The organism is Bradyrhizobium sp. USDA3516 (assembly GCF_057651995.1).
The window spans coordinates 845,920-855,910 of record NZ_JBYGYN010000001.1 but is presented as its reverse complement, the minus strand read 5'-3'; the positions used below and the strand labels follow the sequence as shown (position 1 = coordinate 855,910).

The 9,991-nt window shown below is 68.5% G+C and carries 12 protein-coding genes and 1 riboswitch; of the genes, 10 read left to right on the top strand and 2 right to left on the bottom strand.

From position 1 onward, the window contains the following. The first annotated feature begins 1 nt into the window (after position 1). Both AC24YW_RS04175 and cobJ read left to right on the top strand, forming a co-directional pair. Complete coding sequence (locus AC24YW_RS04175; protein ID WP_487481518.1) at positions 2-733, top strand: precorrin-2 C(20)-methyltransferase; 732 nt, start codon at positions 2-4, stop codon at positions 731-733. Beyond that, positions 730-1,464, top strand: a complete 735-nt coding sequence (cobJ, locus tag AC24YW_RS04170; RefSeq protein ID WP_487481517.1) for a precorrin-3B C(17)-methyltransferase — start codon at positions 730-732, stop codon at positions 1,462-1,464. The genes AC24YW_RS04175 and cobJ overlap by 4 nt, the downstream gene beginning before the upstream one ends. On the opposite strand, the gene AC24YW_RS04165 is transcribed toward cobJ, so the two are convergent. Beyond that, positions 1,440-2,186, bottom strand: coding sequence for a cobalt-precorrin-6A reductase (locus AC24YW_RS04165; RefSeq protein ID WP_487481516.1), 747 nt, complete (start codon positions 2,184-2,186; stop codon positions 1,440-1,442). The two genes, cobJ and AC24YW_RS04165, sit on opposite strands and share 25 nt — an antisense overlap. Here AC24YW_RS04165 and cbiE point away from each other — a divergent pair. The 8 genes from cbiE (at position 2,185) to cobT (ending at position 9,381) form a co-directional block, all read left to right on the top strand. After that, positions 2,185-3,366, top strand: coding sequence for a precorrin-6y C5,15-methyltransferase (decarboxylating) subunit CbiE (gene cbiE, locus AC24YW_RS04160; protein WP_487481515.1), 1,182 nt, complete (start codon positions 2,185-2,187; stop codon positions 3,364-3,366). The two genes, AC24YW_RS04165 and cbiE, sit on opposite strands and share 2 nt — an antisense overlap. Next, positions 3,363-3,731, top strand: coding sequence for a cobalamin biosynthesis protein (locus AC24YW_RS04155; protein ID WP_487481514.1), 369 nt, complete (start codon positions 3,363-3,365; stop codon positions 3,729-3,731). Before cbiE ends, AC24YW_RS04155 begins: the two co-directional genes overlap by 4 nt. Continuing rightward, the gene (cobM, locus tag AC24YW_RS04150) at positions 3,728-4,510 is read left to right on the top strand and encodes a precorrin-4 C(11)-methyltransferase (RefSeq protein WP_487481513.1); all 783 of its coding nucleotides are present in this window, start codon (positions 3,728-3,730) and stop codon (positions 4,508-4,510) included. The genes AC24YW_RS04155 and cobM overlap by 4 nt, the downstream gene beginning before the upstream one ends. Next, the gene (locus AC24YW_RS04145; protein ID WP_487481512.1) at positions 4,510-5,820 is read left to right on the top strand and encodes a cobyrinic acid a,c-diamide synthase CobB; all 1,311 of its coding nucleotides are present in this window, start codon (positions 4,510-4,512) and stop codon (positions 5,818-5,820) included. The genes cobM and AC24YW_RS04145 overlap by 1 nt, the downstream gene beginning before the upstream one ends. Then, positions 5,817-6,548 (top strand): uroporphyrinogen-III C-methyltransferase, encoded by a 732-nt coding sequence (gene cobA, locus AC24YW_RS04140; RefSeq protein WP_487481511.1) that lies wholly within the window; start codon positions 5,817-5,819, stop codon positions 6,546-6,548. The genes AC24YW_RS04145 and cobA overlap by 4 nt, the downstream gene beginning before the upstream one ends. Before the next feature lie 45 nt (positions 6,549-6,593). After that, a riboswitch (cobalamin riboswitch) is annotated at positions 6,594-6,813 on the top strand. A gap of 37 nt (positions 6,814-6,850) precedes the next feature. Next, the gene (locus AC24YW_RS04135) at positions 6,851-7,528 is read left to right on the top strand and encodes an energy-coupling factor ABC transporter permease (RefSeq protein ID WP_487481510.1); all 678 of its coding nucleotides are present in this window, start codon (positions 6,851-6,853) and stop codon (positions 7,526-7,528) included. A 45-nt stretch (positions 7,529-7,573) separates the two neighbouring features. Continuing rightward, positions 7,574-8,323 carry a precorrin-6A synthase (deacetylating) gene (cobF, locus tag AC24YW_RS04130; protein ID WP_487481509.1) on the top strand — a complete coding sequence of 250 codons (750 nt, stop codon included), beginning with the start codon at positions 7,574-7,576 and terminating at the stop codon, positions 8,321-8,323. Positions 8,324-8,328: 5 nt separating this feature from the next. Further along, positions 8,329-9,381 (top strand): nicotinate-nucleotide--dimethylbenzimidazole phosphoribosyltransferase, encoded by a 1,053-nt coding sequence (gene cobT, locus AC24YW_RS04125; RefSeq protein ID WP_487481508.1) that lies wholly within the window; start codon positions 8,329-8,331, stop codon positions 9,379-9,381. Here the strand turns inward: cobT and AC24YW_RS04120 are convergent. After that, positions 9,374-9,946, bottom strand: coding sequence for a histidine phosphatase family protein (locus tag AC24YW_RS04120; protein WP_487481507.1), 573 nt, complete (start codon positions 9,944-9,946; stop codon positions 9,374-9,376). The two genes, cobT and AC24YW_RS04120, sit on opposite strands and share 8 nt — an antisense overlap. Positions 9,947-9,991: the final 45 nt, after the last annotated feature.

Genomic DNA, 9,991 nt, shown 5'->3' with positions numbered 1-9,991 from the left:
GATGGGACGCATCATCTGCTGCGGTCTCGGCCCCGGTGATCCTGAGCTGATGAGCGTGCGTGCCGATCGTACGGTGCGGGGCGCTAGCCACGTCGCTTATTTTCGCAAGAAGGGCAGGCCGGGTCAGGCGCGCCGCATCGTCGAGGGCATGCTGGCTGCGGGCGTTACCGAATATCCAATGGAATATCCGGTTACGACCGAGATTGCTTTCGACAGCCCCGAATACGTGCAGCTGCTCGCAGCATTCTATGATGAATGGGCGGAGCGCCTGGCGCGGCTTTCCCGCGCTGTCGACGTCGTCGTGCTGTGCGAGGGCGATCCTTACTTCTACGGCTCCTTCATGCATCTGCACACGCGCCTGCAGGGCCGCGTCGAGATCGAGGTGATCGCCGGCATTCCCGGCATGGTCGGCTGCTGGAACGGCGTCGGGCAGCCGATCGCGCTCGGCGACGACGTCATGACGGTGCTGATGGGCACGCTCCCCGAGGCCGAGCTCGAACGGCGCATGCGCGATTCCGATGCGCTGGTCGTCATGAAGACTGGCCGCAATCTCGCAAAGGTGCGCCGCGCACTTCGCTCCGCCGGGCGGCTCGACGATGCCTGGCTGGTCGAGCGCGGCACCATGCCGGGCGAGCGCGTGGTGCGGCTCGCCGAGATCGACGCGGCCGACTGTCCTTATTTCGCGATCGTGCTCGTGCACGGCAAGGGCCGGCATCTGGACGCCGCCGAATGACGGGCAGCCTGACCATCGCGGGCCTCGGGCCGGGCAGCGACGCGTTGGTGACGCCGGAGGTCACTGCTGCGTTGGCCGCGGCGACCGACATTCTGGGCTACGCGCCCTATGTCGCGCGCGTGCCACCGCGGCCTGGGCTCACCCTGCATCCTTCCGACAATCGCGAAGAGCTGCAACGCGCAAGCGAGGCGTTGCGGCTCGCCGCCGAAGGCGGTCAAGTCGTGGTTGTCTCCTCCGGCGACCCCGGCGTGTTCGCGATGGCGTCCGCCGTGTTCGAGGTACTCGAGCGGGCGCCGCAATGGCGGGATCTGCCGATCCGCGTGCTGCCCGGCATCACCGCGATGCTCGCGGCCGCCGCGCGCGCCGGCGCGCCGCTCGGCCATGATTTCTGCGCGATCAATCTTTCGGACAACCTCAAGCCATGGGCCGTGATCGAGAAACGCCTGCGCCTCGCGGCGGAGGCCGATTTTGCCATCGCGATGTACAATCCGCGCTCGGCCAGCCGGCCGGAAGGATTCGGCCGGGCGCTGGCAGTGCTTCGCGAGGCCGGCTGCGGCGAGCGTCTCGTGATCTTCGCGCGCGCGATCAGCGCGGCTGATGAAACGGTCGAGATCGTGACGCTAAACCAGGCGACGCCCGAGATGGCCGACATGCGCACGCTGGTGATCCTCGGCAATTCGCAGACACGCCGCGTCGGCCGCTGGGTCTATGCGCCGAGGCGGGCAGAATGACCGAGCCACTGCATCACGTCAGTGACGCGCTCGACACGTCGGCGCTGGGGCAGTTGCGGTCGCGAGATCATGATTACGGGCAGGCCGAGCATGCGGGCCGCGTCGATCTTGGCGCGTGCGCCGTCGCCGCCGGAATTGCGGGCGACGATCCAGGCGATGCCGCGCGTGCGCAGCATCGCCAGCTCACTATGAAGCGTGAACGGTCCGCGCGACACGATCACATCGGCTGCGAAGGGCAGGGGCACCTCGGGCGGATCGACGAAGCGCAGCGTGTAGGCGTGCTGCGGCTTCGTCGCGAATGGCGCGATGTGCTGGCGGCCGATGGCGAGGAACACGTTTGTCGGGGCGTCAGGCAGCGCGGAGACGGCAGTGTCGACATCCCCCACCTCGATCCAGGTGTCGTCGGCCGCCTTGATCCAGGGCGCGCGTTCCAGCGCAAGCAACGGCGTTCCCGTCTGCGCGCACGCCTCGACGGCGTTGCGGCTCATTTCCGCGGCGAAGGGATGCGTCGCATCGATCACATGAGTAATGCCTTCGCGGCGGATGTAGTCGGCAAGCCCGCTCACGCCGCCAAAACCGCCGATGCGGGTCGGCAGCGGCTGATCGGCCGGCGCACGCGTGCGGCCGCCATAGGAATAGACGGCGTCGATGCCGGCGCGCGCGATCTCCGCGGCGAGCAGGCTCGCATCGGCCGTTCCGCCCAGAATGAGGGCGCGAATCATGTCTGAGCCCTGGCTGACCATCATCGGTATCGGCGAAGATGGCCTTGCCGGGCTGTCGGAGGCAAGCCGAAAGGCGCTTGCCAAGGCCGAAACCGTGTTCGGCGGCGAGCGCCATCTTGCGCTTGCCGACATTGGCAGCCGCGGCCGTCCGTGGCCGGTGCCGTTCGATGCGAATGTCGTGCTGAGCTGCCGCGGCAGTCCGACGGTGGTGCTCGCCTCCGGCGATCCGTTCTGGCATGGCGCTGGTGCAAGCCTTGCCGAGAAGCTCGGTAGCGGCGAGTGGATTGCGCATCCGGCGCCGTCGACCTTCTCGCTCGCTGCCGCGCGGCTGGGGTGGCGGCTGGAATCGACCATTTGCCTCGCCCTGCACGCTGCCCCATTCGAACGTCTCGTTCCGCATCTTGCGCGCGGTGCGCGCATCATTTGTCTGGTACGCGATGGCAAGGCCGGCAGCGATCTTGCGAAATGGCTGACGGAACGCGGCTGGGGTTCCTCGACATTCTGGACTCTCGCCGCGCTCGGCGGGCCGAATGAAAGCGTCGGAGAATATCGCGCTGAAAGCTATACGCGTGCGCCGGACGGAGATCTGATCGCGGTGGCACTCGAGGCAGAGGGAGGGCAGGGACTGCCGCGCAGCTCGGGCCTGCCGGACGACGTCTTCGTTCACGACGGCCAGATCACCAAGCGGCCGGTGCGCGCGCTTGCGCTCTCGGCCCTGGCGCCGCGTGCCGGCGAGCGGCTGTGGGATATCGGCGCAGGTTCAGGCTCGATCTCCGTAGAGTGGGCGCTGTGTGGTGGGACGGCGACCGCAATCGAGGTGCGCGAGGATCGCGCCGCGAACATCCGCAAGAATGCAGCCGCCTTCGGTCTGGCGCATCGGATCACAGTTGTCACGGGCAGGGCACCGGAAGCTCTTGCCGGGTTGGAAGCGGCGGATGCCGTCTTCATTGGCGGCGGCCTCGACGAAGTGTTATTTGATGCGATCTGGACGCGGCTTGCGCCGGGTACGCGGCTCGTGGCGCATGCCGTGACGCTGGAGACGGAAGCTCTGCTCGGCGAGCTGCATCAGCGTCACGGCGGCGAACTGATGCGGGCCGAAATTTCGCATGCTGCCCCGCTCGGCCGCTACCGGTCGTGGGAGGCGGCGAGGCCGGTGGCGCAGTGGAGCGTGGTGCGATGAAGGTCGCCGGTTTAGGCTTCAAGCGCGACGTGACGCTGGCTTCGCTGCGTGAAGCGCTGCTGGCTGCGGGCGGTGCGGAAGGGCTTGCGGCGATGGCAACCGTCAGCGACAAGGCCGATACCGAGGCGCTGAAGCAGCTCGCACGCGAATGCGGCGTGCCGATCAGGGCCGTTCCGGCCGCGACACTGGCCGGGATCGACACCCCCACGCAATCGAAACTCGTCGCGGAGAAGTTCGGCATCGGATCTGTGGCCGAGGCCGCGGCGCTCGCGGCCGCCGGTCCGCGCGCGCGGTTGATTGCAGCACGGGTCGTCTCGCAGGATCGCGCCGCGACCGCCGCGATCGCCGAAGGAGACGGCGCATGACGGTGCATTTCATCGGCGCCGGCCCGGGCGCGCCCGATCTGCTGACGTTGCGGGGCCGCGATCTGATCGCGGCCTGTCCGGTCTGCCTCTATGCCGGCTCGCTGGTGCCCGAGGGCGTGCTGGCGCATTGCCCGCCGGGTGCGCGCATCGTCAACACCGCGCCAATGTCGCTCGATGAGATCATCGCCGAGATCACAGCTGCGCATGCGGCAGGCCAGGACGTCGCGCGGCTGCATTCCGGCGACCTCTCGATCTGGTCGGCGATGGGCGAGCAGCTCCGCCGTTTGCGTGCGCTGGGGATTCCCACCACGGTGACACCCGGAGTTCCCTCGTTCTCGGCTGCGGCAGCGGCGCTGGAAGCCGAGCTGACGCTGCCCGGTCTTGCTCAGACGGTGGTGCTGACGCGCACGCCGGGCCGTGCCAGCGCAATGCCCGAAGGCGAGAGGCTCGCCGCGTTCGCCGCGACCGGCGCGGTGCTGGCGATCCACCTGTCGATCCATCTGCTCGACCAGGTCGTGGCCGAGCTCACGCCGCATTACGGCGCGGATTGCCCGGTCGCGATCGTCTGGCGCGCGAGCTGGCCGGAGCAGCGCATCGTGCGTGCGACGCTCGCAACGCTCGATGCGGCCGTGGGGACCGAGATGGAGCGCACGGCGCTGATCCTGGTCGGCAAGACGCTTGGCGCTGCCGATTTTGACGAGAGCCGCCTCTACGCCGCCGACTACGACCGCCGCTACCGGCCGGTCGGTGCCGAGCCGCGCTTTCCGGAGGCGTCGTGATGGCGGCAAGCTTCGTCATCTCCGCGCCCGCTTCCGGCGTCGGCAAGACGACGCTGACGCTGGCGCTCGCCCGCGCCTGGCGCCATCGCGGCTTGAACGTGCAGTGCTTCAAGAGCGGGCCCGACTATATCGATCCCGCCTTCCACGCCGCGGCCACTGGGCGCGCCTCGGTCAACGTCGACAGCTGGGCGATGGATCGCAGCACCATCGCGCATCTCGTCAGCCGTGCTGCCGATGCAGATGTCGTGCTCGCCGAGGGATCGATGGGTCTGTTCGACGGTGTCGCTACGCGCGGTGTCTCCGGCACCGGCGCGACCGCCGACATCGCGGAGATGCTGGGCTGGCCCGTGGTTCTGGTGATCGATCCCTCCGGCCAGGCGCAGACTGCGGCAGCGATCGCCGCCGGCCTGCGCGATTACCGCGCCGGCGTGCGCCTTACCGGCGTCGTGCTCAATCGCGTCGCCAGCCCGCGCCACGAGGATCTGGTGCGACGCGCGCTGAAGGAGGCCGGCATCAAAGTGTTCGGCGCGCTGCCGCGTCACGCCGAGATCAGCCTGCCGAAGCGGCATCTCGGTCTCGTGCAGGCCGAGGAGCAGGCGGAGATCGGCAAGCTGATCGACGAGGCCGCGCGCTTTGTCGCCGAGCACGTCGATCTCGATGCAGTGCTCCACGCGGCAGGCAAATGGTCGCCGCAAGCTGCGGCGAACGGCTTGAACGTGAGGCCGCCCGGCCAGCGCATCGCGCTGGCGCGCGATGCGGCGTTCTCCTTCGTCTATCCGCATATGCTGGAAGCCTGGCGCGCGGCGGGCGCCGAGATCGTGCCGTTCTCGCCGCTGGCCGACGAAGCTCCCGATGCGAGCGCCGACGTGTGCTGGCTGCCCGGCGGCTATCCCGAGCTGCATGCCGGAAAGCTCGCGACCAATGCGCGCTTTCGCAGCGGCTTGCGCAGCTTCGCCGAGACGCGGCCAGTGCATGGTGAATGCGGAGGCTATATGGTGCTGGGCGCAGGCCTCACCGACGCCGACGGTATCGGCCATGAGATGGCGGGGCTGCTGGGCCTCGAGACCAGCTTTGCCAAGCGCCGCATGCATCTCGGTTATCGTCTTGCCGAACTGGCTGCGCCGATGCCGGGGCATCAGCCTGGCGCGCGCCTGCGCGGCCACGAGTTCCACTATTCGACCATCCTCGCCCAGCCCGATACGCCGCTTGCGGTCGTGCACGACGCCACCGGCGCGGTCATTGCCGAAACCGGCTCGCGCCGTGGCCATGCCACCGGCACGTTCTTCCATCTGATCGCGGAGGACCGGTGAGCGGCTTCGTCACTTTCGTTTCCGCCGGCCCCGGCGATCCCGAGCTCCTCACGGTGAAGGGTGCCGCGCGGCTGCGCGAGGCCGACGTCGTGCTCTATGACGATCTTGCCTCCGGCGCGATTCTCGATCTCGCGCGGCCCGGTGCCAATCTCGTCGCAGTGGGAAAGCGGGCCGGGCGTCCTTCGACCAAGCAGCACCACGTCAATCGTCTGCTGGTCGACTACGCCGCAACCGGCGCGCGCGTGGTGCGGCTCAAGTCCGGCGATGCCGGCATTTTCGGCCGGCTCGAGGAGGAGATCGAGACGCTGCGCGAGGCCGGCATTGGCTACGAGATCGTTCCCGGCGTCACCTCAGCCTGTGTTGCCGCCGCCCAGGCCGGTATTCCCCTGACCCGCCGGCATACCTCCCGCCGGGTGCAGTTCATCACCGGTGCCGACGTCACCGGCGAGCTGCCCCCCAATCTGAATTGGGCGGCGCTGGCCGATCCCGAGGCCACGACCGTGGTCTATATGGGACGGCGCACCTTTCCGGCGCTTGCCGCAAAATTGATCGCGCACGGCCTCGCTCCCGGCACTCCGGCGCTGTTCGCCGAATCCCTCGGGCGATCTGACGAACGGCTGGTCCGCACCACGATTGCCGAGCTCGCCGAGCAGCTTGCGCGCGGCGGCGCCGCTTCCACCGCTGCCGTCATCCTGTTCGGCGCGCTGGCGGGAGAATATCCGGCATGAGCGCTCCGGCAGCGGTTCGCCCCTTGACGCCCGCGATGCGAAAGGGGCACACAAGAGCGGCATGGTGCTCGACGCGGCGCAAAGCGCCGGAGCATAATCGGGAATGGGGATGGGCGGACCCAGTTGCGGCGCCCAGAACCCCAGCCGCCCCCGCGACTGTAAGCGGTGAGGGCCTCCGAACCGCCACTGGACCCGCAAGGTCCGGGAAGGCCGGAGAACCCAGTGAACCGCGAGCCAGGAGACCGGCCGTGCACGTATTGAGGCCAAGGCCGTCGGGTGTGACGGCAGGAAGGAACTGAGCCATGCATATCGAACCAGGATTGGTCACAGGCGCCAAGCTCGTGCTGAGTTACGCAACCGGCATCGCCGCGGGCGGCGTTGCGCTGAAGCTGGCGGTCGAGACCGTGCGCGAGCAGGGCATCGGCTCGTTCGCTGCGCGGACGCTGGCCACGACCGCTCTCGTCTTCGTCTTCTTCGAGATCCTGCCGCACTTCCCGGTCGGGGTATCGGAGGTGCACTTCATCCTCGGCTCGACCTTGTTCCTGCTGTTCGGCGCCGCGCCTGCGGCCTTCGGCCTCGCGTTCGGCCTGCTGCTTCAGGGCATGCTGCTGGAGCCGGTCGACCTGCCGCAATACGGCATGAACGTCACCACGCTGCTGGTGCCGCTGTTCGCGATCCAGGCGATCGCCACGCGGATCATTGCCCGCAACACCGCCTATGTCGATTTGAAGTACGGTCAGGCGCTGGCGCTTTCGACCACCTATCAGGCCGGCGTGATCGCCTGGGTGGCGTTCTGGGCGCTTTATGGCTCCGGCTTTGCGGCCAGCAACCTCGCCAGCATCGCGACGTTCGCCGCCGCCTATGCGCTGGTGATCGTGATCGAGCCGCTGGCCGATCTCGCCGTGCTGGCGCTGGCGAAGTCGCTGCGTGGCGTCACCGCGCCCAGCCTCGTCACGCCGCGCCTGCACAACGCGGCCTGAGAGATCAGCGATGGGCGGCCGCTGCGGCTGCCCATCGCGCTCGCGATGCTCACGCTCTCCCTGATCGGCATCGGTTGCGGCGATCCCGCGCAGCTCACGCGCGCCGCCGTTGACGCCATCAACGCCGCCGATCTCATCCTGATTCCGCGCAAGGGAACGGCAAAATCCGATCTCGCCGATCTCAGGCGAACGATCTGCGCCGGTGTGCTCACCAACACAACGACGCGCATTGCTGAGTTTGACCTTCCCGTGCGCGATGCGACAGAGGCGGATTACCACAAGGGCGTAGACGACTGGCATGATGCGGTTGCCGCGACTTGGGCGCAGACGATCGCAAATCATTCCGGGGGTGACGGCAAGGTCGCGCTGCTGATCTGGGGCGATCCGTCGCTCTATGATTCGTCGCTGCGCATTGCGCGGCGGCTCGATCCATTGCCGACAATCGAAGTCGTGCCTGGGATCACCTCGATCCAGGCGCTGTGCGCGGCGCATGCGCTGCCGCTCAACGACATCGGCGAGCCGTTCCTGGTCACGACGGGGCGGCGCTTGCGCGAAGGCGGCTGGCCGCAGGGCGTCGATACCGTCGTCGTGATGCTCGATGGCGGCACGGCGTTCCAGTCGCTCGATCCGGCCGGACTTCACATCTGGTGGGGAGCCTATCTCGGCATGCCCGATCAGATCCTCATGTCCGGCGCGCTGGCTGAACTGGGCGCGCGCATTGCCGCCGTGCGGCAGGACGCACGCGAGCGGCACGGCTGGATCATGGACAGCTACATCATCAAACGCAGGCGTTGAGCAGCATGCTTCCCGAATGGGTGACCCAGAACTGCCCCGAACTCTCCGCGATCCATCGCGAGGCGGCCATTGCGCGGCAAGCGCAGCTGACGAAGCCGACCGGCGCGCTCGGCCGGCTCGAGCAGCTCGCGATCGAGCTTGCGGGCTTGCAGGCCACCGACGAGCCGCGCGCCGCGCGGGTCCCGATCGTCGTCTTTGCCGGCGACCACGGCATCGTCGCGCAGGGCGTGTCGGCCTATCCGCAAGCCGTCACCATCGCGATGATGGCGAATTTTGCCTCCGGCGGCGCCGCGATCTCGGTGCTGGCGCGCGAGCTGGGCTCAAACCTCGAGGTGGTCGACGCCGGCACGCTGGCCGAGGCACAGATGGCGGGAATCGTCACCGACAAGCCGCGCAGCGGCACGCGCGATTTCAGCGTCGAGGCCGCGCTCACGCCCACGGAATTGGCCTTCGCCTTCGAGGCCGGCCAGCGCGCGGTGGTGCGCGCCATGGCCGCCCGGCCTGATCTTTTGATCTTCGGTGAGATGGGGATTGGCAACACCGCGACGTCAGCGGCGATTGCTGCGAGCCTGCTCGGTGTGAGCGCCGGGGAGATCGCGGGCAGTGGCACCGGCGTCGATGCGGCCGGCCGCGCGCACAAGGCGCGGGTGATCGATGCAGCGATCGCGCGCCACGGCGTCACTGGGGCCTCGGTCGAGAAGATCCTGTGCGCGGTCGGCGGCCTCGAGATCGCTGCCATCTCGGGCGCGATCATCGCGGCCGCGCAGCGCCGCATCCCCGTGTTGATCGATGGCTTCATCGTCTCGGTGGCGGCGCTGGCAGCAGTGCGCCTCAACCCGTCCTGCCAGCCGTTCCTGCTGCCCTCGCATCAATCGGCGGAGCAGGGGCATCGGCTGGTGTTGCGCGCGCTGAACGTGCAGCCGCTGATCAGCCTCGATCTGAGGCTCGGCGAAGGATCGGGCGCCGCGATTGCGCTGCCGCTGGTCCGCTCGGCTTGCGCACTTCACAATGGCATGGCGACGTTCGCGCAGGCCAACGTACCGGATCGGCCTAGCTGACTCGCTGATTCACGCAGACGACGCGCCAGCCGCCACCCAGTCGGTCGATCCGCGTCAGCGAAAGCGGATCGATCACGAAGCGCAGCGCCGTTTCCGGCGTGAGATCGAGCGCGATGCAGAGCGCGGCCCGAACGGTGCCGGAATGGACGACCAGTGCCGCGGAGGCTGCGCCAATCTGCGCCAGGCCCAGCCGGACGCGGGCGACCTGATCCACAAAGCTTTCGCCGTTCGGCGGCCGTCCGTGCGCGGGATCGCGCCAGACCTGCGCGTAGGCCTCGCCGCCGGTCGCGGCGAGCTCGTCATGCCGATGGCCGGTCCAATCGCCGAAATCCTGCTCGCGGAATTCGCTGATCAGCTCCGGTTCGAGCCCCAGTGCGCGCGCCGTTTCGACCGTGCGCCGCGACGGGCTGGCATAGCCGGCGACATCCGCGGGCAAGCGCCGCCTGATATCCGCCAATGCCGCGTGATCGCCGAGGTCGGCCGGCGCATCGGCGGCATGGATCGTCCCCGCGATGCCGCGGACGGGCGCATGCCGTATCAGCCAAAGGAAGGTCTCGCCTTCCATGCTAACCTCCAAGGACAGTTGGTTCGCTTTGGCCACCGGGCCGCA

Bases quoted from the DNA above. Each gene is read 5' to 3' on its own strand.
- cobM (WP_487481513.1), top strand. From the start codon at position 3,728: ATGACGGTGCATTTCATCGGCGCCGGCCCGGGCGCGCCCGATCTGCTG.
- AC24YW_RS04155 (WP_487481514.1), top strand. From the start codon at position 3,363: ATGAAGGTCGCCGGTTTAGGCTTCAAGCGCGACGTGACGCTGGCTTCG.
- cbiE (WP_487481515.1), top strand. From the start codon at position 2,185: ATGTCTGAGCCCTGGCTGACCATCATCGGTATCGGCGAAGATGGCCTT.
- AC24YW_RS04120 (WP_487481507.1), bottom strand. From the start codon at position 9,946: ATGGAAGGCGAGACCTTCCTTTGGCTGATACGGCATGCGCCCGTCCGC.
- cobF (WP_487481509.1), top strand. From the start codon at position 7,574: ATGCTCACGCTCTCCCTGATCGGCATCGGTTGCGGCGATCCCGCGCAG.
- AC24YW_RS04145 (WP_487481512.1), top strand. From the start codon at position 4,510: ATGGCGGCAAGCTTCGTCATCTCCGCGCCCGCTTCCGGCGTCGGCAAG.
- AC24YW_RS04135 (WP_487481510.1), top strand. From the start codon at position 6,851: ATGCATATCGAACCAGGATTGGTCACAGGCGCCAAGCTCGTGCTGAGT.
- cobJ (WP_487481517.1), top strand. From the start codon at position 730: ATGACGGGCAGCCTGACCATCGCGGGCCTCGGGCCGGGCAGCGACGCG.
- AC24YW_RS04165 (WP_487481516.1), bottom strand. From the start codon at position 2,186: ATGATTCGCGCCCTCATTCTGGGCGGAACGGCCGATGCGAGCCTGCTC.
- cobT (WP_487481508.1), top strand. From the start codon at position 8,329: ATGCTTCCCGAATGGGTGACCCAGAACTGCCCCGAACTCTCCGCGATC.
- AC24YW_RS04175 (WP_487481518.1), top strand. From the start codon at position 2: ATGGGACGCATCATCTGCTGCGGTCTCGGCCCCGGTGATCCTGAGCTG.